The organism is Lelliottia sp. RWM.1 (genome assembly GCF_016859735.1).
Taxonomy (GTDB): Bacteria; Pseudomonadota; Gammaproteobacteria; order Enterobacterales; family Enterobacteriaceae; genus Enterobacter.
The window spans coordinates 1-22,180 of the sequence record NZ_WLVC01000028.1 but is presented as its reverse complement, the minus strand read 5'-3'; the positions used below and the strand labels follow the sequence as shown (position 1 = coordinate 22,180).

14 protein-coding genes and 2 pseudogenes are annotated in these 22,180 nt (G+C 51.4%); 11 read left to right on the top strand and 5 right to left on the bottom strand.

Going from position 1 to position 22,180, the window contains the following annotated elements; translation table 11 throughout:
- Nucleotide 1 precedes the first annotated feature (1 nt).
- The 3 genes from GF617_RS17945 to GF617_RS17935 all read left to right on the top strand — a co-directional run bounded on the left by GF617_RS17945 (nt 2) and on the right by GF617_RS17935 (nt 3,922).
- Nucleotides 2–1,342: an enolase C-terminal domain-like protein gene (locus GF617_RS17945; protein WP_181623823.1), complete on the top strand. Its 1,341-nt coding sequence runs from the start codon at nt 2–4 to the stop codon at nt 1,340–1,342.
- Between the two features lie 15 nt (nt 1,343–1,357).
- A complete protein-coding gene (gene gudD / locus GF617_RS17940) occupies nt 1,358–2,695 on the top strand; it encodes a glucarate dehydratase (protein WP_181620589.1) in 1,338 nt (445 codons plus the stop codon).
- 87 nt (nt 2,696–2,782) lie between these two features.
- The gene (locus tag GF617_RS17935; protein ID WP_203452190.1) at nt 2,783–3,922 is read left to right on the top strand and encodes a glycerate kinase; all 1,140 of its coding nucleotides are present in this window, start codon (nt 2,783–2,785) and stop codon (nt 3,920–3,922) included.
- 82 nt (nt 3,923–4,004) lie between these two features.
- On the opposite strand, the gene barA is transcribed toward GF617_RS17935, so the two are convergent.
- Complete coding sequence (gene barA, locus GF617_RS17930) at nt 4,005–6,764, bottom strand: two-component sensor histidine kinase BarA (RefSeq protein WP_181620587.1); 2,760 nt, start codon at nt 6,762–6,764, stop codon at nt 4,005–4,007.
- A gap of 57 nt (nt 6,765–6,821) precedes the next feature.
- Between barA and rlmD the strand changes: the two genes are divergently transcribed.
- The 5 genes from rlmD (at nt 6,822) to eno (ending at nt 14,496) form a co-directional block, all read left to right on the top strand.
- The gene (gene rlmD / locus GF617_RS17925) at nt 6,822–8,120 is read left to right on the top strand and encodes a 23S rRNA (uracil(1939)-C(5))-methyltransferase RlmD (RefSeq protein ID WP_203452189.1); all 1,299 of its coding nucleotides are present in this window, start codon (nt 6,822–6,824) and stop codon (nt 8,118–8,120) included.
- A gap of 51 nt (nt 8,121–8,171) precedes the next feature.
- Nucleotides 8,172–10,403, top strand: coding sequence for a GTP diphosphokinase (gene relA, locus GF617_RS17920; protein WP_181620585.1), 2,232 nt, complete (start codon nt 8,172–8,174; stop codon nt 10,401–10,403).
- A 59-nt stretch (nt 10,404–10,462) separates the two neighbouring features.
- Nucleotides 10,463–11,254 carry a nucleoside triphosphate pyrophosphohydrolase gene (gene mazG, locus GF617_RS17915; RefSeq protein ID WP_181620584.1) on the top strand — a complete coding sequence of 264 codons (792 nt, stop codon included), beginning with the start codon at nt 10,463–10,465 and terminating at the stop codon, nt 11,252–11,254.
- Nucleotides 11,255–11,477: 223 nt separating this feature from the next.
- Complete coding sequence (gene pyrG / locus GF617_RS17910; RefSeq protein ID WP_181620583.1) at nt 11,478–13,115, top strand: glutamine hydrolyzing CTP synthase; 1,638 nt, start codon at nt 11,478–11,480, stop codon at nt 13,113–13,115.
- A gap of 82 nt (nt 13,116–13,197) precedes the next feature.
- Nucleotides 13,198–14,496, top strand: coding sequence for a phosphopyruvate hydratase (gene eno, locus GF617_RS17905; RefSeq protein WP_181620582.1), 1,299 nt, complete (start codon nt 13,198–13,200; stop codon nt 14,494–14,496).
- 53 nt (nt 14,497–14,549) lie between these two features.
- Here the strand turns inward: eno and GF617_RS17900 are convergent, their stop codons facing one another.
- Both GF617_RS17900 and GF617_RS17895 read right to left on the bottom strand, forming a co-directional pair.
- Complete coding sequence (locus GF617_RS17900; protein WP_181620581.1) at nt 14,550–15,659, bottom strand: SDR family oxidoreductase; 1,110 nt, start codon at nt 15,657–15,659, stop codon at nt 14,550–14,552.
- Nucleotides 15,660–16,027: 368 nt separating this feature from the next.
- Complete coding sequence (locus GF617_RS17895; RefSeq protein WP_203452188.1) at nt 16,028–16,852, bottom strand: MurR/RpiR family transcriptional regulator; 825 nt, start codon at nt 16,850–16,852, stop codon at nt 16,028–16,030.
- Nucleotides 16,853–17,019: 167 nt separating this feature from the next.
- On the opposite strand from GF617_RS17895, the pseudogene GF617_RS17890 reads away from it, so the two are divergent.
- From GF617_RS17890 to queE, 3 genes and pseudogenes are all read left to right on the top strand, one after another.
- Nucleotides 17,020–18,577: pseudogene (locus GF617_RS17890) on the top strand (PTS transporter subunit EIIC).
- The gene (locus GF617_RS17885; protein WP_203452187.1) at nt 18,577–19,284 is read left to right on the top strand and encodes an N-acetylmannosamine-6-phosphate 2-epimerase; all 708 of its coding nucleotides are present in this window, start codon (nt 18,577–18,579) and stop codon (nt 19,282–19,284) included. Before GF617_RS17890 ends, GF617_RS17885 begins: the two are co-directional and overlap by 1 nt.
- 54 nt (nt 19,285–19,338) lie before the next feature.
- On the top strand, nt 19,339–20,010 hold the full coding sequence (queE, locus tag GF617_RS17880) for a 7-carboxy-7-deazaguanine synthase QueE (protein ID WP_181620577.1): 672 nt from the start codon (nt 19,339–19,341) through the stop codon (nt 20,008–20,010).
- A gap of 46 nt (nt 20,011–20,056) precedes the next feature.
- Here the strand turns inward: queE and GF617_RS17875 are convergent, their stop codons facing one another.
- Nucleotides 20,057–21,535, bottom strand: coding sequence for an FGGY-family carbohydrate kinase (locus tag GF617_RS17875; protein WP_203452186.1), 1,479 nt, complete (start codon nt 21,533–21,535; stop codon nt 20,057–20,059).
- 20 nt (nt 21,536–21,555) lie between these two features.
- Nucleotides 21,556–22,104 (bottom strand): annotated as a pseudogene (locus GF617_RS17870) (MFS transporter); the annotation flags it as partial.
- Nucleotides 22,105–22,180 lie beyond the last annotated feature (76 nt).

The window sequence follows — 22,180 nt, the reverse complement described above, 5'->3', positions numbered from 1 at the left end:
GATGACGACGCAATCAAGTCCCGTGATCGTTGAGATGCAGGTCATCCCGGTAGCCGGGCAAGACAGTATGCTACTCAACATTGGCGGGGCACATAACGCCTGGTTCACCCGTAATATTGTGGTACTTACCGACAACGCCGGAAACACGGGCGTAGGTGAAGCGCCTGGCGGAGAGGTGATTTACCAGACGCTGGTGGATGCTATTCCACTGGTTGTGGGCCAGGAAGTGGCTCGCCTGAATAAAGTGGTTCAGCGGGTGCACAAAGGCAACCAGTCAGCTGACTTTGATACTTTTGGCAAAGGTGCCTGGACATTTGAACTGCGCGTGAATGCCGTTGCGGCGCTGGAAGCTGCGTTACTCGATTTACTGGGTAAGGCTCTGAATGTGCCGGTGTGCGAACTGCTGGGGCCCGGTAAACAGCGCGATGCGGTAACGGTTCTGGGTTATCTGTTCTACCTCGGCGACCGTAACAAAACCGATCTGCCTTATCTTGAACGCTCGCCAGGCCATCACGAATGGTATCAGCTGCGCCATCAGGAGGCGCTCTCCAGCGAGGCGGTCGTTCGGCTGGCGGAAGCTGCGCAGGATCGCTACGGTTTTAAAGATTTCAAGCTGAAAGGCGGCGTGTTGCCAGGCGAACAAGAGATCGAAAGTGCGCGCGCGTTGAAAAAACGTTTTCCTGATGCGCGCATCACCGTCGATCCCAATGGTGCATGGTTGCTGGATGAGGCTATTGCCTTGTGTAAAGGACTGGGCGATGTGCTGACTTACGCGGAAGATCCCTGTGGTGCAGAGCAGGGCTTCTCCGGACGGGAAGTGATGGCGGAATTTCGTCGGGCGACCGGGTTGCCAGTGGCGACCAATATGATCGCCACCAACTGGCGCGAAATGGGTCATGCGGTGATGCTCAACGCTGTGGATATCCCGCTGGCCGACCCGCATTTCTGGACGCTTTCCGGCGCAGTGCGTGTCGCGCAGCTTTGCGATGACTGGGGGCTGACCTGGGGTTGCCACTCCAATAACCACTTCGACATTTCGCTGGCGATGTTCACTCATGTTGGGGCCGCTGCGCCAGGAACACCGACCGCCATTGATACACACTGGATCTGGCAGGAAGGGGAAGCCCGTCTGACGAAAAATCCGTTGGAGATAAAAAACGGCAAAATCGCCGTACCCGATGCACCTGGGCTGGGTGTGGAGCTTGACTGGGATCAGGTCCATAAAGCGCATGAGGCATATAAAAAGCTACCAGGTGGTGCGCGTAATGACGCAGGCCCGATGCAGTATCTCATTCCCGGCTGGACATTTGACCGTAAACGCCCTGTTTTTGGACGTCACTGATAAAAGGATTGCACGATGAACACATTTTCTACACCTGTTGTTACTTCCATGCAGATCATTCCGGTTGCGGGTTATGACAGCATGTTGATGAACCTGAGTGGCGCACATGCCCCCTTCTTTACCCGTAATATTGTCATTATTAAGGACAACTCCGGGCATACCGGTGTGGGTGAAATCCCGGGCGGCGAGAAGATCCGCAACACGCTGGAAGAGGCTATTCCATTCGTTGTTGGCAAAACGCTGGGTGAATATAAAAACATCCTGAATAGCGTGCGCAGTAACTTCGCTGACCGCGATGCCGGTGGGCGTGGCTTGCAGACTTTTGACCTGCGCACCACGATTCACGTCGTGACAGGCATTGAAGCGGCAATGCTGGATCTCTTAGGCCAACATCTGGGCGTTAACGTGGCGTCGCTGCTGGGGGAAGGTCAGCAGCGTAGCGAAGTCGAAATGTTGGGATACCTGTTCTTTGTGGGCAACCGCAAACTGACGCCGCTGTCGTATCAAAGCCAGCCTGATGAACAGTGCGACTGGTATCGTCTGCGCCATGAAGAGGCGATGACGCCGGATGCCGTTGTGCGCCTGGCGGAAGCCGCTTATGAAAAATACGGCTTTAATGATTTTAAATTGAAGGGGGGAGTGCTGGCGGGGGCTGAGGAAGCCGAAGCGATTTCTGCGCTGGCAAAACGTTTCCCGCAGGCGCGTGTCACGCTGGATCCAAACGGAGCGTGGTCGCTTGACGAAGCGATTAAAATTGGCAAACAGCTAAAAGGCGTGCTGGCTTATGCGGAAGATCCGTGTGGGGCGGAGCAAGGGTTCTCCGGGCGTGAAGTGATGGCGGAATTCCGTCGCGCGACTGGCTTGCCAACGGCCACTAATATGATTGCTACCGACTGGCGTCAGATGGGCCATACGTTGTCTCTGCAGTCTGTTGATATTCCGCTGGCTGACCCGCATTTCTGGACGATGCAGGGCTCGGTTCGCGTGGCGCAGATGTGTCATGAGTTTGGCCTGACCTGGGGTTCTCACTCGAATAACCACTTCGATATTTCTCTGGCGATGTTCACCCATGTCGCTGCTGCTGCACCTGGCAACATTACCGCTATCGATACCCACTGGATCTGGCAGGAGGGCAACCAGCGTCTGACCAAACAGCCGTTTGAAATCAAAGGCGGCATGGTGCAGGTTCCGGCCGCTCCAGGACTGGGTGTTGAGCTGGATATGGATCAGGTCATGAAAGCGCATGAGTTGTATCAGAAACACGGCCTGGGAGCGCGCGACGATGCAATGGCAATGCAGTATTTGATCCCGAACTGGACCTTTAACAACAAACGCCCTTGCATGGTGCGTTAAGTGTATTGCCGGTTCCTGCGGGAATCGGCATTTTCGCAAGCTGGGCGGGTGTATGCTTAACGTAGTTAACATGCGTAAGGATGGCTTATGAAAATTGTTATCGCACCGGACTCATATAAGGAAAGTTTGAGTGCGCTTGAGGTGGCGACAGCGATAGAGCAGGGGTTTCGCGAAGTCTTCCCATCGGCGGATTACGTTAAATTGCCGGTTGCCGATGGTGGTGAAGGTACGGTGGAAGCCATGGTTGCCGCAACGCATGGGCGAATTATCCATGTTCCGGTTACGGGACCGCTGGGTGAGCGTGTTGATGGTTTTTATGGGCTATCTGGCGATGAACAAAGCGCCTTTATTGAAATGGCCGCCGCGAGTGGCCTGGAACTGGTCCCCCCTTCGCAGCGAAACCCGTTAAAAACAACCTCCTGGGGAACCGGTGAACTCATCCGCCATGCGCTGGATGCGGGCGTTAAACATATCATCATTGGTATTGGCGGCAGTGCAACCAATGACGGCGGGGCGGGGATGGTACAAGCGCTGGGGGCGAAACTGCTGGATGCAAAAGAGCAGGCTATCGGCCAGGGCGGAGAGGTGCTGGAAAATCTGGCGCATATTGATTTAAGCGGTCTGGATAAGCGTCTGACAGCCTGCCGGATTGAGGTTGCTTGCGATGTCACGAATCCGTTAGTCGGAAAAGAGGGGGCATCGGCGGTATTCGGGCCACAAAAAGGCGCAACGCCTGAGATGATCGAATCCCTGGACAACGGGCTTGCCCACTACGCGAGAATTATTGCCCGGGATCTGGATATCGATGTGCTGAATCTGGCCGGGGGTGGTGCTGCTGGCGGTATGGGGGCGGCGCTGTATGCGTTTTGCGGAGCACAGTTGCGTCAAGGCATCGAGATTGTGACGGATGCGCTGCATCTGGATGAACAGGTGGTTGATGCTGATCTGGTGATTACTGGTGAAGGGCGAATCGACAGCCAGACAATCCACGGTAAAGTCCCGGTGGGCGTGGCGAAAATTGCTAAGCGCTACAACAAACCGGTTATTGGGATTGCAGGTAGCCTGACGGCAGATGTTGGGATTGTGCATGACCACGGCATCGATGCCGTGTTTAGCGTGATTTATTCCATTTGCTCGCTGGAAGATGCGCTGGATAACGCACAGCAAAATGTCCAGATGGCTGCGAGGAATATTGCTGCAGCCTTGAAAATAGGGCTGGGATCTTAGCTGGAATTGCCGGTACGGTTTCGCTTTACCGGGCCTGCGTTCATGCACTCGTAGGCCCGGTAAGTGCTCACGCCACCGGATTTTAGCCGCCAGGGATCCGGGCCGCTTCCCGCGCGACGTTATCCATCTCATCCAGCAACTCAAGAAACTCCGGTTCCAGTTCAGACTCCGGCGTACCGGCGCGAAGCTGCTGTTCCAGCAACTGACAGAGGTTTTTCAACCGTGGTACGCCACTGTAACCACAGCTACCGTGCAGTTTGTGGATAGCATCCAGTAAATCTTCAGGGTTTTCTCCCACCAGTTGTTCTTCAACTTTGTTACGGATTTCCGGCAGGAAGGCGACCAGCATTTGCAGCATATCACGTGCCAAATCAGGTTTACCGGCCGCCTGGCGGAGTGCCAGTTGCCAGTCGAATGTAACGTTTGGATTGATGCTGATCTCTGGCGATTCAGGCTGTGTAACAACTGCTCCGCCGATATGTCCTGGCTTATAACGTAACAGCAGGTTGTGCAGTTTCTCTTCGTCGATCGGTTTTGCCAGATAATCGTTCATTCCGGCGCTCAGGAGTTTCTCTCTCTGACCGGCCATCGCATGTGCGGTTACGGCAATAACGGGAGTCTGCTGCTGATGGGGAAGCTGGCGGATCAGTTCGCAGGCACGGATACCGTCCATACCCGGCATTTGAATATCCATCAGGATAAGATCGAACTGCATCTGTTTTGCCTGCTCGACGGCTTGAGCGCCGCTGGAACATAACTCAATATGCTGCACCTGATCGTCGAGGAGTACGCCAATGAGTTTAAGATTTGCAGGATTGTCATCCACGGCCATCACCGTCATAGGCAGCTTATGCTCATCATTGGCTAACGGCAGGGCGTAATGGCTTATACGGCAATATTCAGTTAAGGCCGGTAACAGTCGCGTGGAGGTCAGTGGTTTGAGAAGACACGCCGCAGCGCCGTCATTTTTCAGCTCTTCTGCGTTAATTTGAGCGTGGCATGGCAGTGCCAACAGCAGGTAATCGGTCATTGAAGCCGCTTTTGCAAGCCGCTCCTGTTGCATGCTCAGTTCTCCGGTGAAGGTCACCGGGATCCCCATCAGCAAAATATCGTAATGATCGACAGCCAGGGCAGAGAAAGTTGGACTATAGATAACTTCCAGTGGTGTGGTGCTTAACACATCCAGCGTACTTTGTGCCGCCGCAGCGTTAGGCTCAACGTAGGCCAGACGCTTACCTTTGAGGCAATCGGTCATTGGGCCATCGGTCAGAACGTTCGGGTTAAGATCGAGGTTAATGTGGAACCAGAATGTTGATCCGCGGTTTGGCTGGCTATGGAAGGAGATATCTCCCCCCATCTCTTTCACCAGCTTTTGCGTGATCACCAGCCCTAATCCCGTTCCTCCGTGGCGGCGTGAGATGCTGGCATCGGCCTGACGGAAAGCCTGGAAAAGGCGTGACTGGTCGCGTTCCGGGATCCCAATGCCGGTGTCTCGGATCTGAACTTCTATCTGCACGTTGTTATTACTGATGGCACGTTTTTCTACCAGAACGTCAATGTTGCCGCTCTCGGTGAATTTAATCGCATTACCAACCAGGTTAGTGATGACCTGTTGCAGACGTAACGGATCGCCGATCACATTGTCAGGAACGTCGTTTTTGATATTAAGCGTCAGCTCAAGCCCCTTATCATGGGAAGAGTGCGCGAGGAGCGTTACCACTTCATCCAGCGTACTGCGAAGTGGGAAAGGAATACTTTCCAGAAGCAGCTTACCGGCTTCCAGCTTGGAGAAGTCCAGCACGTCGTTGATGATCGCCAGCAGGTTGTTGGCCGAACGTTCAATGGTGTGCAGGTGATCGCGCTGAGTTGGGTTAAGTTCGCTTTTGAGCGTCAGACGGGTAAAACCAATTACGCCATTCAGTGGCGTTCGCAGTTCGTGAGACATGTTTGCCAGAAACTCAGATTTAATGCGAGCGGCCTCCTGGGCGCGCTTTTTCGCCAGATCCAGCTCGACGTTCTGAATCTCCATCTGCTCCAGCGTTTCGCGCAGGTCAGACGTGGCCTGATCGACGTTGTGCTGCATCTCTTCATGGTAGGCTGCCAGCGACATGGCCATCGAGTTAATGCCATTTTTCAGCATATCCAGCTCGCCCAACATAAAGCCTTCCACGCGGCTATCGAGCTGCCCCCGTCGAATGCGGTCAACGGTGTTCACCATGTTGCGGATTGGTCCCGTTACGTCACGCATTAAGCGCCAGCCGAAAATTAAGGCAATGCCGATACAAAACAGCATCATCACACCGGAAATGAAAATCTCTTTGTACTGCTGGAGCCTGACTGATTTGAGATCCAGTTCGAGTGCCACATACCCCAGCATGTTGTTACTGGATTTGGCATCGGAGATGGCTGATTCATCAGGTGAATAGCTTTCGGAAATAATCGGGGTGCGCAGGATCATAATATCGCCACGCCTTACTACGCTGAGACGGCGCGGGAAAGGTGTACCGTCAGGAATTTTCAGCTCGCCTGGATCAAGATGAAAATTCGAGGTCACAAACAAGCGGTTGTGTTCATCGTAGACGGAAATAGCCCGCACAATTTCAGAATGGCGGCGGTGTAACACGCTGATTAGCTGACCAATTGATTCGCGGTTCTGCAAATTCATCCCATACTCACTGGAGACTGCCAGCGGTTCGATAATGCTGGCTCCGGCATCTTCCAGTTGCCTCTGCAAATCGTTATAGCGGTGCACCACAAAGAAGATACTCAACAGCAAACCGATAAGAACGGTGGGGGCGAGAATCAAAATCATCATGCGCGCACGCAGGCTGTAGTTGGTCATGGAGTTCCGTTATGGGACAATTAGGGTCATTATGTTTATTTGAGAAAAATCTCGGCGATGGCGCAATTCTACTCTGCAAAGCGACGCGTGACGACGCGTCAGATCATAACTGTTGAAGCCACAGACCTCGATCCCTTTGGTCAGGGGGTTGCACGTCATAATGGTAAAGCCTTGTTTATAACAGGTTTGCTGCCAACCGAACGAGCAGAAATTACGCTGACGGAAGACAAACGCCAGTATGCACGTGGTCAGGTTAAACGACGTCTTAATGATAGCCCTGAACGTGTTATGCCGCGTTGCCCACATTTTGGGGTTTGTGGTGGATGTCAGCAACAACATGCCAGTGTAGCGTTGCAGCAAAAAAGCAAGAGCAGTGCGCTGGCGCGTTTACTCAAACATGACGTTAACGACATCATTGGTGATACCCCCTGGGGTTACCGCCGCCGGGCGCGGTTGAGCCTTAACTATCAGCCCAAAACGCAGCAACTGGAGATGGGATTTCGTAAAACCAGTTCCAGCGATATTGTGAATATCACGCAGTGCCCTGTTTTGATGCCCCAACTTGGTGCATTGCTCCCGGAGATACGCGCGTGTTTGTCTGCGCTGGATGGTGTGCGCCATCTGGGCCATGTCGAACTGGTACTGGCCAACAATGGTCCGCTGATGGTGCTTCGCCATACTGCACCCCTGTCGGCAAAAGACAGAGAAAAACTGGAACGCTTTTCGCATTCCCACGAGCTTGCGCTTTTCCTTGCGCCACAAAGCGAGATACTTGAACAGGTTACGGGAGAGTCTCCCTGGTATGTAGCAAACGGGCTACGCTTAACGTTCAGCCCGCGCGATTTCATCCAGGTGAATGATGGCGTTAATCAGAAAATGATAGAAAACGCACTCGCGTGGCTGGATATACAACCTACTGACCGGGTGCTCGATCTGTTCTGCGGTATGGGGAATTTTACGCTGCCGTTAGCGATGAAAGCATCAAGTGTCGTCGGTGTCGAAGGTGTCGAGGCGCTGGTGGCTAAAGGGCAGGAGAATGCACAACAGAATGCGTTGCACAATGTGACATTTTTTCATCAGAATCTCGAAGAAGATGTCACGCAACAGCCCTGGGCAAAACAGGGTTTTGACAAAATTCTGCTCGATCCGGCGCGTGCTGGTGCGCCGGGTGTTATGCAACATATTATTAAACTCGCGCCCAAACGTGTGGTCTATGTTTCCTGTAATCCAGCGACTCTTGCCAGAGATAGCGAAGCATTGATCGATGCGGGTTACCAGATTCAGCGTCTGGCAATGTTGGACATGTTCCCGCACACTGGGCATCTGGAATCAATGGTGTTGTTCGAGCACATCTAATTAGTTCGGCTTGTCGACTTCGACAGGCCCTGGTCCCTAAAGGAGAGGACGATGGTTGCGGTAAGAAGTGCACATCTTAATAAAGCTGGTGAGTTTGACCCACAAAAATGGATCGCAAGTCTGGGAATTTCCAGCCAGCAGTCGTGTGAACGCTTAACCGAAACCTGGGCATATTGTCTGCGAACGACGCAGGGCCATGCTGATGCTGATTTACTGTTGTGGCGCGGCATCGAGATGGTCGAAATTTTGTCCATGCTGAACATGGATCTCGAAACGCTACAGGCAGCGCTGTTATTCCCGTTGGCGGATGCCGAAGTGGTTAGCGAGGATGTCTTACGCGAAAGCGTCGGTAAATCCGTTGTCGCCCTGATCCATGGCGTGAGGGATATGGCGGCTATTCGTCAGCTCAAAGCGGCACAGACCGATTCTGTTTCATCGGAACAGGTTGATAATGTCCGTCGCATGTTGCTGGCAATGGTGGATGATTTCCGTTGCGTCGTCATTAAGTTGGCAGAGCGTATTGCCCACTTGCGCGAAGTGAAGGATGCCCCAGAAGATGAACGTGTTCTGGCTGCCAAAGAATGTACCAATATCTATGCGCCTCTGGCGAACCGATTAGGGATTGGGCAACTGAAATGGGAGCTTGAAGATTACTGCTTCCGTTATTTGCATCCGGATGAATACAAGCGAATAGCCAAATTACTGCACGAACGTCGTATCGACAGAGAACACTACATCGACGAGTTTGTTGGTGGCTTGCGTCAGTCGATGAAAGAAGAGAATGTGCGGGCTGAAGTGTATGGTCGTCCAAAGCATATCTACAGCATCTGGCGCAAAATGCAGAAAAAACACCTCACTTTTGATGAGTTGTTTGATGTACGTGCGGTACGTATCGTGGCGGAGCGTTTGCAGGACTGTTATGCCGCGCTCGGTATCGTCCATACTCATTTTCGCCACCTGCCTGATGAGTTTGATGACTATGTTGCAAACCCCAAACCTAACGGCTATCAGTCGATCCATACCGTTGTACTGGGCCCTGGCGGCAAGACCGTTGAGATCCAGATCCGCACCAGACAAATGCATGAAGATGCTGAGCTGGGTGTAGCCGCGCACTGGAAGTACAAAGAAGGTACGTCCGGCGGCGTGCGCTCTGGTCATGAAGATCGTATCGCCTGGCTGCGTAAGCTGATTGCGTGGCAGGAGGAGATGGCTGACTCTGGCGAGATGCTTGATGAAGTCCGTAGTCAGGTCTTTGATGACAGGGTGTACGTGTTTACGCCAAAAGGCGATGTTGTTGACCTGCCTGCAGGATCGACGCCGCTCGATTTTGCATATCATATCCACAGCGATGTCGGGCATCGTTGTATTGGCGCGAAAATTGGTGGGCGAATTGTACCTTTCACCTATCAATTGCAGATGGGCGATCAGATTGAAATCATCACCCAGAAACAGCCGAACCCAAGCCGTGACTGGCTGAACCCAAACCTGGGATATGTCACGACCAGTCGCGGACGCTCAAAAATCCATGCCTGGTTCCGCAAACAGGATCGCGACAAAAACATCCTTGCTGGGCGTCAGATCCTTGATGATGAGCTGGAGCATATTGGTATTAGCCTGAAAGAGGCGGAAAAACATCTGCTGCCGCGCTACAACTTCAACGAGCTTGACGAGCTGTTGGCGGCAATTGGCGGCGGCGATATCCGCCTCAATCAGATGGTCAATTTCCTGCAAGGGCAGTTCAACAAGCCAAGTGCGGCAGAGCAAGATGCTGCGGCGTTGAAACAGCTTCAGCAGAAAACCTATGCTCCGCAACAACGTAGCAAAGATAACGGCCGTGTTGTTGTGGAAGGGGTCGGCAACCTGATGCACCATATCGCTCGCTGCTGTCAGCCTATCCCTGGCGATGACATTGTTGGTTTTATCACCCAGGGGCGCGGCATCTCGATTCACCGTGCTGACTGCGACCAACTCGCAGAGTTGCAATCCCATGCGCCAGAGCGAGTGGTTGATGCGGTTTGGGGCGAAAGTTACTCTGCCGGGTACTCGCTGGTAGTGCGTGTCACGGCCAACGACCGCAGCGGTTTGCTGCGCGATATCACGACCATTCTCGCCAACGAGAAAGTGAATGTGCTGGGTGTCGCCAGCCGTAGCGATACGCGCGAACAACTTGCCACAATCGACATGACTATCGAAATCTATAACCTGCAGGTGCTGGGCCGTGTGCTGGGCAAACTGAACCAGGTGCCAGATGTGATTGATGCGCGTCGTCTTCACGGCGGCTAAGATTAACATCTCTTTTTCCCCTCTCTGAACGGAGAGGGGATGTATCTCAAGGATTTTTCATGACCCAGATAGACCGCCTGCTCGGCATTATGAAACGCCTGCGTGACCCTGAAAACGGCTGTCCGTGGGATAAAGAGCAGACATTCTCTACCATTGCGCCTTATACCCTCGAAGAGACTTACGAAGTGCTGGATGCTATATCGCGTGAAGATTTTGACGACCTGAGAGGTGAACTGGGCGACCTGCTGTTCCAGGTCGTGTTCTATGCGCAGATGGCTCAGGAAGAGGGGCGTTTTAATTTTGATGACATCTGTGCGGCGATTAGCGACAAGCTGGAGCGTCGTCATCCGCATATTTTCGGTGATGCCACGGCTGAAAACAGTGCTGAAGTACTGGCGCGCTGGGAACAAATTAAAAGTACTGAACGGGCTGAAAAGTCTCAGCATTCAGCGCTGGATGATATTCCCCTGAACCTGCCTGCGCTTATGCGTGCGCATAAAATCCAGAAGCGGTGCTCTGCGGTAGGCTTTGACTGGACATCACTCGGCCCGGTGCTGGATAAAGTCCATGAAGAGATCGACGAAGTGATGCACGAAGCACAGCAGGCGGTTATCGATGAAGCCAGGCTTGAAGAAGAGGTGGGCGATTTACTGTTTGCGACGGTCAACCTTTCGCGCCATTTAGGTGTAAAAGCGGAAACCGCTCTGCAAAAAGCCAACCTTAAGTTTGAACGTCGTTTTCGCGAAGTTGAGCGGATTGTTGCCTCGAGAGGCCTGGAAATGACGGGGGTAGACCTTGATGTGATGGAAGAAGTCTGGCAGGAAGTAAAACGCCAGGAATATGATCTCTAACGGATTTTTGCGATCAAGCGCAATTTGTGTGATTTTTTAAATGACAAGCGCTTGATTTGCGTCAAAAACATTTACCCAAAAGGGGCTATTTTCTCACTCCTTATGTTTGTCATGGCCTGGAATGGAGACGGAGAATGAAAGTTTGTGGCGCTCGCCGTGTTCGGGTATACTACTTTCCCGTCTTGGTTATTCCATCGTTTCACCCTAACTTCTCAGGTTCAGCATGACAACGAACTATATTTTTGTGACCGGCGGGGTCGTATCCTCTCTGGGTAAAGGCATTGCCGCAGCCTCCCTCGCAGCCATTCTTGAAGCCCGTGGCCTCAATGTGACCATGATGAAACTGGATCCGTATATTAACGTCGATCCTGGTACCATGAGTCCAATCCAACACGGGGAAGTGTTCGTTACTGAAGACGGCGCTGAAACCGATCTGGATCTTGGCCACTACGAGCGTTTCATTCGCACCAAAATGACCCGTCGCAATAACTTTACGACAGGCCGTATTTACTCCGATGTTCTGCGTAAAGAGCGTCGTGGTGATTATCTGGGTGCAACGGTTCAGGTTATCCCACACATCACGAATGCGATTAAAGAGCGCATTATTGCGGGTGGTGAAGGACATGATGTTGTCCTGGTCGAAATCGGCGGTACTGTGGGGGATATCGAATCCCTGCCATTCCTTGAAGCGATTCGCCAACTGGCTGTTGATATTGGTCGTGAACATGCCCTGTTCATGCACCTGACGCTTGTGCCTTACATGGCCGCTGCAGGTGAAGTGAAAACCAAACCGACTCAGCACTCTGTGAAAGAGCTGCTTTCCATCGGTATTCAGCCTGACATCCTGGTTTGTCGTTCCGATCGCCCGGTTCCGGCGAACGAACGTGCAAAAATTGCATTGTTCTGTAACGTGCCAGAAAAAGCCGTTATTTCAATGAAAGACGTCGATTCCATTTATAAAATTCCAGGCCTGTTGAAATCACAGGGGCTGGACGATTATATTTGTAAACGATTCAGCTTGAACTGCCCGGAAGCAAATCTGTCCGAATGGGAACAGGTTATCTACGAAGAAGCGAACCCGGCAGGCGAAGTGACTATCGGTATGGTCGGCAAGTACATTGAACTGCCGGATGCCTATAAGTCAGTTATTGAAGCGCTGAAACACGGTGGTCTGAAGAACCGCGTCTCCGTTAACATCAAGCTGATTGACTCGCAGGATGTTGAAACGCGTGGCGTTGAAATTCTGAAAGATCTGGATGCGATTCTGATCCCTGGCGGCTTTGGCTACCGTGGTGTAGAAGGTAAAATCGCAACTGCACGCTATGCGCGTGAAAACAATATTCCATATCTGGGTATTTGCCTGGGTATGCAGGTTGCGCTGATCGAGTTTGCGCGCAATGTCGTCGGGATGGAAAACGCCAACTCGACGGAATTTGTGCCAGACTGTAAGTACCCTGTTGTGGCGCTTATCACCGAATGGCGTGACGAAGACGGTAATGTTGAAGTCCGTACTGAGAAAAGCGATCTGGGTGGCACGATGCGTCTTGGTGCTCAGGCTTGCCAGGTATCTGACGATAGCCTGGTTCGTAAGATGTATGGCGCGCCAGTTATCACTGAACGCCATCGTCATCGTTACGAAGTCAACAACATGCTGTTGAAACAAATTGAAGCTGCGGGTCTGCGTATTGCGGGCCGCTCCGGGGATGATCAGTTAGTCGAGATCATTGAGGTGCCAAACCACCCTTGGTTCGTCGCCTGTCAATTCCACCCGGAATTTACTTCAACGCCGCGTGATGGGCATCCGCTGTTTGCAGGCTTTGTGAAGGCTGCCAGCGAGTACCAGAAGCGTCAGGCGAAGTAAAAAAAGTTAGAACGGCAACGCGTACCTTTGGTACGCGTTGTTTGTCTGGAGTTTTAGTTTAACTTGTACTGAGGAAAATCTAATGTCCAAAATCGTTAAAGTCATCGGTCGTGAAATCATCGACTCCCGTGGTAACCCGACCGTTGAAGCCGAAGTTCACCTGGAAGGTGGTTTCGTTGGTATGGCTGCTGCTCCGTCAGGTGCTTCTACTGGTTCCCGCGAAGCGCTGGAACTGCGCGATGGCGACAAATCCCGTTTCATGGGCAAAGGCGTACTGAAAGCTGTTGGCGCTGTAAACGGTCCTATTGCTCAGGCAATCCTTGGCAAAGATGCCAAAGACCAGGCTGGCATCGACAAGATCATGATCGATCTGGACGGTACTGAAAACAAATCTAACTTCGGTGCGAACGCAATCCTGGCAGTTTCTCTGGCAAACGCCAAAGCAGCAGCTGCTGCAAAAGGCCAGCCACTGTTCGAGCACATCGCTGAACTGAACGGCACTCCAGGCAAATACTCCATGCCAGTACCAATGATGAACATCATCAACGGTGGTGAGCACGCAGATAACAACGTCGATATTCAGGAATTCATGATTCAGCCAGTTGGCGCGAAATCCCTGAAAGAAGCCGTACGTATGGGTTCTGAAGTGTTCCACAACCTGGCTAAAGTTCTGAAAGCTAAAGGTATGAACACTGCTGTTGGTGACGAAGGTGGCTATGCGCCAAACCTGGGCTCTAACGCAGAAGCACTGGCTGTAATTGCTGAAGCTGTTAAAGCTGCTGGCTATGAGCTGGGCAAAGACATCACTCTGGCGATGGACTGTGCAGCATCTGAATTCTACAAAGACGGTAAATACGTCCTGGCTGGCGAAGGCAACAAAGCATTCACCTCTGAAGAATTCACTCACTTCCTGGAAGACCTGACCAAACAGTATCCGATCGTGTCCATCGAAGATGGTCTGGACGAATCTGACTGGGCTGGTTTCGCATACCAGACCAAAGTACTGGGCGACAAAATCCAGCTGGTTGGTGACGATCTGTTCGTAACCAACACCAAGATCCTGAAAGAAGGTATCGACAAAGGCATCGTTAACTCCATCCTGATCAAATTCAACCAGATCGGTTCTCTGACCGAAACTCTGGCAGCGATCAAAATGGCGAAAGATGCTGGCTATACTGCCGTTATCTCTCACCGTTCTGGCGAAACTGAAGACGCTACCATCGCTGACCTGGCTGTTGGTACTGCTGCAGGCCAGATCAAAACAGGTTCTATGAGCCGTTCTGACCGTGTTGCTAAATACAACCAGCTGATTCGTATCGAAGAAGCTCTGGGCGAAAAAGCACCATACAACGGTCGTAAAGAGATCAAAGGCCAGGCGTAATCGCTTAAGCCCTTGAAATGAAAATGCCAGTCATTCGACTGGCATTTTTTTGGCTATTTGAAATCAACGGCCATCTGTTCGGGAATTGTCAGACCCTGTGTCGTCTGCACACAGCGTGCGATGTAGTCCGTAAAGCGGGGCGGTTTTGGCATTCCCATACTCAGCAGCTTATCATTACTGAAACGTACGTTCAGCGTGGCAAACGCACCGTACAAACGCATTGCCTTCAGCATCAGACGTTCGTTGCAAGGACCGAAGATATCCTTCAATTCGCGACGCATTTTGACCAGTGTTCCATAGCTCACCTGGGCATATTTATCCCCTACAGGCGCTTTCTCCAGAGCCTGAGCCATCGCCTTATCAATATCAGCAAACCGAACGCTGTTCTCTTCACCGGCAGAAATATGTACCACTTCACCCTGGCTTGCTTTGCTTTCCAGCAGCATTAACAGCGCATCAGCACAGTAGTCCACGGGAACCACATCGATTCTATCTTCCATTGAGCACATAAATTTTTGCAGCATTAGGCCCATACTGAAGACCCAGAAAATACTGCTTGAAGGTTCACATCCGTGGCGGGTATGGCCGACCACGATTGACGGACGGGCAATCAGCAGGGGTAACTGCGGACAATGCTGGCGCATCAGTTGCTCGATGGTGGATTTAGAGTACGTATACTCCACCAGGTGCTCAGCGTTTTCCCTGAATTCAGCACTTTCCGCCACCAGTGAATCTTGCTCTGGTGTACATGACATCGCGGTTCCTACATGCAGGAAACGCTGTAAACCTGCAACCTGCTCCATTCTGCGGGCCAGCGCCAGTGTGCCTTCCACGTTCACTTTCCAGATGAGAGGGTTATTACCAAAAGAGGCCACGGCAGCACAGTTAAGTGCGTGGGTCACCTGGTCCAGGCGCGGATCGTTCAGGAAGGCATCGGTATTACCGAGATCGCCGATGATAATATTGTCCGGCTTCAGTACCGCCAGCTGATCCTCATTAACATTGAATTTGCGCATATTTTCTTTGACGCGCTCAAGCCCTTTCTCTCGGTTGCTGGCTCGTACCAGAAGTAACAAATTTACTGGTTGATCGCTGGTAAGTATTTTTTCTAGTACTGCTCCGCCAAGAAATCCGGTCACACCCGTAATGAATAACGTATTCATGGATACTGTCTCATGATGATAGATTAGGCGGATTGTAGGCGGGGAAAAGTAAACGGCGTTTAAATAAGGAAAGGGCACGTTGCGCTGTATCTTAAGCTTATTTTAAGGTAAGAAAATCGGGAGAAGATATTCGACAGTTAAGTACGATGTAAAATTCAATTTAATTATTTTTAATATTTAATATGTTGTTTTTTATGCATTTTATAAAAACTCACTGTAATGTTGAATTGATTCAAAATGTAAGAAATAAAATGACTTGTTACACCATTAATTCAGACTATGAATAACGTCATTATCCTAAAGTGAAACGCTTTACATGTATAAGGTTATAACGTAGCAGGCTATAAAAATAGCCTGCTAAGTAATAATTATAATAACAATGGCAGTGTTGCACTGGCAGTTTGCTGATTGATATCGCTGTAATGGCTATCAAGCGCGATCAGCGACGTGGTGAGTAGCTCCACCAATAACATCACCCCCACTTTCGCATTCAATGCTCCGGCACTCAGCGGTCCTTCCGGTTTTGCTGCAACTAACTGGATATCGCACAGTGAAGCCAACGGGCTACGTGGCGTATTACTCAGCGCCAGCACCGGAACCCCTCGCTTGCGCGCCAGCTTAACAACATGCAGTAAATCCCGCGTCGAACCCGAACTGGAAATGGCCACGACCAGAGAGGTTTTTGGGAGCGTAGCGGCATTCATGGCGGCCCGGTGCATATCACTGAAAAGCTGTACCGGCTTGCCAAGACGCAGCAGCTTATAGTGCAAATATTCGCCCAGGATCGCACTGGCTGCTACGCCGTAAATCTGAATGGATTGTGCCTGATGCAGAGCCAAAGCGGCGTTCGCCAGAAGTGCCCTGTCGAGCAGCTTTGCGGTGTCCAGCAGGGCTTGTACCGATTCGTCGACGACATTATCGATTTCATCACCATTCTGGCGAGCGGGTTGCCCTTGCTGAATATCCAGCGCCAGCGCCATTTTAAACTCGTTATATCCCTTACAACCTAGCGCACGGCACAGACGTGTCACGCTGGCTTCGCTGGTATCGCTTTCGCGCGCCAGCTCAGTAATCGTCAGGTAGAGCACCCTGGCTGGATCGTTTAGCACAAACTCTCCCAGCTTTTGTTGCGTTGGGCTGTATCCAGAGACGCCCTGCCGCAGCCTCAGCAGCAGATTTTCATTTTCTGACATGCAAGATCCTTAATGCGTTTCCCTGCCGGATAGTGTGGCGGAAAGCGGGGGAGAGATGCCAGTCATTTTAAAAAAGTATGATCAACCTCCAGGTTGTTGGTGATAATTTTCACATTTAAATATTAATATGGTAAAAATTTTCATCAATTGGCGGAGGGAATGAAAAAATGATGCACATGTTCAGTGGAACCTCTTCGGGGGCATGGTTTGAGAAGGCACAACGTTTTGGTAAATCGTTTATGTTGCCGATCGCGGTATTGCCTGCGGCGGGCTTATTGCTGGGGATTGGTGGCGCGTTATCTAATCCCAATACGTTAACGGCGTATCCGTTTTTAGATGTGGGTTGGTTACAGGCCATTTTCACGATCATGAGCAGTGCGGGGGCGATTGTCTTTGCCAACCTCTCTGTGCTCTTCGCTGTGGGTGTGGCGGTAGGGCTGGCGAAAACCGACAAAGGAACTGCCGGGTTATCGGCATTGCTCGCGTTTCTGGTGATGAATGCCACCATTGAATGCCTTGTTGATCCTGACGGGGAAACTGGCCCATGAGAACCCTGGTTCCGTGGGGCAGGGGATGACGCTAGGTATTCAGACGTTAGAGACCGGTGTGTTTGGTGGTGTAGTGATAGGCCTTGTGACCTGCGCGTTGCATCATCGGTTTAACAAAATTGCGTTACCTCAGTTCCTCGGTTTCTTCGGTGGCTCACGCTTTGTGCCAATTATCTGTTCACTTGCCGCTATCGTTGTTGGTGCGGTGATGACGGTAGTTTGGCCGCATTTCCAGAAACTGATTTTTGGTCTGGGAGGACTGGTGGATGCAACCGGTTATCTGGGTACGCTACTCTACGGTTTTATTCTGCGTATGCTGGGTCCATTCGGCTTACATCACATCTTCTATCTCCCATTCTGGACAACCGCTCTGGGCGGCAGTGAACTTGTGAATGGTCAACTGGTTGAAGGGACCCAGCGGATCTTCTTTGCTCAACTGGCCGATCCTCATACTCAGCAGTTCTATATCGGCACATCGCGTTTTATGTCCGGACGCTTTATCACCATGATGTTTGGCCTGCTTGGGGCATGTCTGGCGATGTATCACACGGCAAAACCGGAGAATAAAAAGCGCGTGGCCGGGCTTCTTCTCTCCGCGGCGCTGACCTCATTCCTGACGGGGATCACTGAACCTATCGAGTTCTCGTTCCTGTTTGTCGCTCCGGTGCTGTATGTCATCCATGCTTTCTTTGATGGTCTGGCGTTCATGCTTGCCCACATTCTGCACATCACTATTGGTCAGACGTTTTCTGGCGGATTCATCGATTTCATTCTGTTTGGCGTATTGCAGGGTGAAGCAAAAACTCACTGGATGTATGTCCCGTTGGTCGGCGTGCCGTGGTTCTTCCTCTACTACTTTACTTTCCGTTACCTGATTAACCGATTTGGCTACCTGACCCCGGGGCGTGAGAAAGACGTCGCAGTGGAAAACTCACTTCCACAAAGTGAGCGGGCAGCGGCGGTGATTGCTGGGCTTGGCGGGAAAGACAATCTCGATGAAGTGGATTGCTGCGCTACGCGTTTACGCGTGACGGTGAAAGATGGCAGCAAAGTGAATGAATCTGCACTGAAAGCGACCGGGGCGCGAGGCGTCATCCTGCGCGGCAATGGCGTTCAGGTAATCTACGGGCCGCACGTCACTATTATCAAAAACGAAGTTGAAGAGATCTTATCGTAATGAAAACAGTACTGAATCACCTGAAAGGCAAATTGGTCGTCTCCTGTCAGGCGCTGGAAAATGAACCGCTTCACAGTCCGTTTATCATGTCACGGATGGCACTGGCGGCGGCGCAGGGGGGAGCTGCCGCGATTCGTGCAAATAGTGTGGTGGATATTGACGCGATTAAACAGCAGGTCTCGCTACCCGTGATCGGTATCATCAAACGTGATTATCCGGATAGCGATGTGTTTATTACCGCCACCATGAAAGAGGTGGACGAGTTGATGAGCGTATCGCCGGAGATCATTGCTCTTGATGCGACGGCACGTCCGCGGCCAGGTGGACAAACGTTAGACGTGCTGGTTGGGCAAATTCGCCACCGTTATCCCTCGATTCTGCTTATGGCTGATATTGCCACTGTTGAAGAGGCCATCACGGCACAGAAACTTGGGTTTGATTGCATAGGGACAACGCTTTACGGCTATACCGCAGAGACGGCGGGGCACACCTTGCCCGAAAATGACGGCGCTTTTCTGCAAGAGGTGCTGGCAGCCGTCTCGATCCCTGTGGTGGCTGAAGGGAACGTTGATACGCCTGAACGGGCAGCGAGATGCCTTGAAATGGGCGCACATATGGTTGTTGTTGGCGGCGCAATTACTCGTCCACAACAGATCACCGGGCGTTTTATCGCGGCAATCAGCCACCAAAGCATCGATGGAGCATGATCCTCAGACGGGGATCTGCGATACTTATCGTTTATCCCCCTAACTGAGATGACTATGCAGTACCCGATTAACGAGATGTTCCAGACCCTGCAAGGCGAGGGTTACTTTACCGGCGTTCCCGCTATTTTTATTCGTTTACAGGGATGCCCGGTTGGCTGTGCCTGGTGTGATACCAAACATACGTGGGATAAACTCGCAGATCGGGAAGTGTCGCTGTTTAGCATTCTGGCAAAAACCAAAGAGAGTGATAAATGGGGCGCGGGAACCGCGGAAGATCTGTTGGCTATCATTGGTCGTCAGGGCTGGACGGCTCGCCATGTGGTGATTACCGGGGGTGAACCCTGCATCCATGATTTGACGCCGCTGACCGAACTGCTCGAAAAGAACGGGTATAGCTGCCAGATTGAAACCAGTGGTACGCACGAAGTACGCTGCTCCCATACAACCTGGGTGACCGTATCACCAAAAGTGAACATGCGTGGCGGATATGATGTGTTATCTCAGGCGCTGGAACGGGCTGATGAGATCAAGCATCCGGTTGGTCGTATGCGCGATATCGAAGCGCTGGATGAACTGCTGGCGACATTATCTGATGATAAACAGCGCATTATTGCCCTGCAGCCGATTAGCCAGAAAGACGATGCAACGCGTCTGTGCATTGAAACCTGTATTGCCCGCAACTGGCGCTTGTCGATGCAGACGCACAAATATCTGAATATTGCCTGATCCATTGAAAGGGCCGGAGCTTGTCTCCGGCCCTTTACCTTTCTACCTAAGCATTTGACCAGCTCTGAATTGCATCAATTTTATTCAAATCACCCTGAAATACTTCATAGGATTTCTTCAGAATCGGGTCCGTCTGTTTTGTCAGATCTCTGAAAATACCGCTGTTCATGGTTTCGTAGCGTTTGGCATGCGCTTCCACAGGGGCGAAGAGATCTTTCATCCTCACCATTTTCTCCACCGCTTCTTTGTAGGACGGATACAAACCCAGTCCGACAGCGGTATTGATTGCGGCTCCCAGGCTTGCACAACCATTAATCACATTTCGTCTTGCGGGTAAATTAAAGACATCAGCGAAGATCTGCATAAACAAATCGCTGTTTGATCCTCCGCCTGTGATGATGAGATGTTTTGCCTGGTGGTGCATTTCACTACACATGTTGTCGTAGTTGTTTTTTAACGTTAGCGCGATGCTTTCCAGAATGGAGCGATACATCCAGGCGTAGTTCATGCTGGAATTAAACCCAATCATAATTCCGCGTTTGTAGGGTTCCCACGGATTGGTTAGCCAGTCCAGAATAGTCATTAAACCCTCACAGCCTGGCGGGACGTCCGCGGCTTTGTGGTTTAATAAATCTTCAGGAGAAAGCCCCTGAGATTGAGCATCCTGAATTAAGGATTCACCGAGCATGTCTCGTAACCAGCTCACCGTCCACATGCCTTTTCGAATGCCGTATCCCTCATACAAAAGGGTTTCAGGAATGGAAGACATGATTGGCCAATACCAGGTTGGATCTTTAGGCAGTGTTTTTCCACTGGTCATCAATGCGATGTAGGTTCCAAGAGAAATAACCACGGTGTCATCATCAAGCAACCCTGCTCCCAGCGCTTCAACTGCTTTATCACTGGTGCTGCACACCACGGGAAGTCCTTCAGGGAAACCCGTCAGCCGGCATGCCTCTTTTGTGATGTAACCCAATACTGTGCCAGGCATCTGCACATCGAACAGCATGTCTCGCGGGATACCAAACTGGCTGAGAACCTTATCATCCTCAGTCCACGTCCAGGTTTTAAAATTCACCGGCCACTGGCCAAAGTAGTTGCCGATATTATCTTTTAACTCACCGGTGAGACGATGAGATAAATAGCCTGAGAACGAGGTGACGTAGGCTACATCAGGATTCGTGTGTTCATAGGGCCTGGTGACACGAGCATCCTGCCAGCTAATCAGGGGAGCCGCAGGCGTCCCGTCGGCCTTCAGTAATGCCCGACAGCAGCGGATTGAGCCAAGACCGATACCCACAATATCGCCCACGTTGCCGGTGAACTTGCGCATCAGGTCTTGCCCGGCTGCGCACAGGGACGTCCATAAATCATCGTCAGGATGTTCTGCCGTGTTGGCATCAGGCGTGTGCATTGGTTGCAGCAGGCCTTTTCCTTCACACACCACGTTCCCTTCGAGGTCGTACATCACGACTTTTGTGCTTTGACTTCCGCCATCAATACCAATGATATATTTCTTAGACATCATCATTCTCCATGTGTTGATCACGACCCGCTGCCCGAGACTTCCGTGGCGAGTGAGGTTTTATTTTTGGATTGTGTGTCGGTCTCACGAATTTTTCGGAACAATAAAAAGGTGAACACAACAACCATGCAAACGGCGGCAAGCCCCATCAGCCACATGTTGCGATAGGCTTCAGTTGCCGGTAACGAGTCTTGCCAGTATCCGACAATGGGGTAGACGAATACGTCGGGAAGAAAACCAATGACTGAACAGATACCTACTGTTGTGCCCATGATGTAACCGGGTGTCCGGGCCTCGCCAGGGCAAGCAAAATAGAGACCGCGAGAGGCATAACAGGTAAACGCCAGGAGTAAAATCAGCCCAATACCGATAGCAACAGATTGCGGGTTGTTATTGGTAGCAAGCAACGCCACTAACGCCATAATGCTGACAACAGAGAGGATTTGAATCACGCGTGTAGGCGATTTAATGCGGCTGTAGGTGGTAATAATGCCTCCTAAAGGGCCGCAGATGGCTCTGAAAATCTTATTAATCACAATCCCCATATAGCTGGCAGCAACCAGACTCATGAATCGCCACGGGTTTAACAGACACCTCAGAGTCATTTAAGATGACTTAAAGAGAGGTGCCCATGAGCGGTAAGCG

Bases quoted from the DNA above. Each gene is read 5' to 3' on its own strand.
- GF617_RS17945 (WP_181623823.1), top strand. From the start codon at position 2: ATGACGACGCAATCAAGTCCCGTGATCGTTGAGATGCAGGTCATCCCG.
- gudD (WP_181620589.1), top strand. From the start codon at position 1,358: ATGAACACATTTTCTACACCTGTTGTTACTTCCATGCAGATCATTCCG.
- GF617_RS17935 (WP_203452190.1), top strand. From the start codon at position 2,783: ATGAAAATTGTTATCGCACCGGACTCATATAAGGAAAGTTTGAGTGCG.
- barA (WP_181620587.1), bottom strand. From the start codon at position 6,764: ATGACCAACTACAGCCTGCGTGCGCGCATGATGATTTTGATTCTCGCC.
- rlmD (WP_203452189.1), top strand. From the start codon at position 6,822: ATGGCGCAATTCTACTCTGCAAAGCGACGCGTGACGACGCGTCAGATC.
- relA (WP_181620585.1), top strand. From the start codon at position 8,172: ATGGTTGCGGTAAGAAGTGCACATCTTAATAAAGCTGGTGAGTTTGAC.
- mazG (WP_181620584.1), top strand. From the start codon at position 10,463: ATGACCCAGATAGACCGCCTGCTCGGCATTATGAAACGCCTGCGTGAC.
- pyrG (WP_181620583.1), top strand. From the start codon at position 11,478: ATGACAACGAACTATATTTTTGTGACCGGCGGGGTCGTATCCTCTCTG.
- eno (WP_181620582.1), top strand. From the start codon at position 13,198: ATGTCCAAAATCGTTAAAGTCATCGGTCGTGAAATCATCGACTCCCGT.
- GF617_RS17900 (WP_181620581.1), bottom strand. From the start codon at position 15,659: ATGAATACGTTATTCATTACGGGTGTGACCGGATTTCTTGGCGGAGCA.
- GF617_RS17895 (WP_203452188.1), bottom strand. From the start codon at position 16,852: ATGTCAGAAAATGAAAATCTGCTGCTGAGGCTGCGGCAGGGCGTCTCT.
- GF617_RS17885 (WP_203452187.1), top strand. From the start codon at position 18,577: ATGAAAACAGTACTGAATCACCTGAAAGGCAAATTGGTCGTCTCCTGT.
- queE (WP_181620577.1), top strand. From the start codon at position 19,339: ATGCAGTACCCGATTAACGAGATGTTCCAGACCCTGCAAGGCGAGGGT.
- GF617_RS17875 (WP_203452186.1), bottom strand. From the start codon at position 21,535: ATGTCTAAGAAATATATCATTGGTATTGATGGCGGAAGTCAAAGCACA.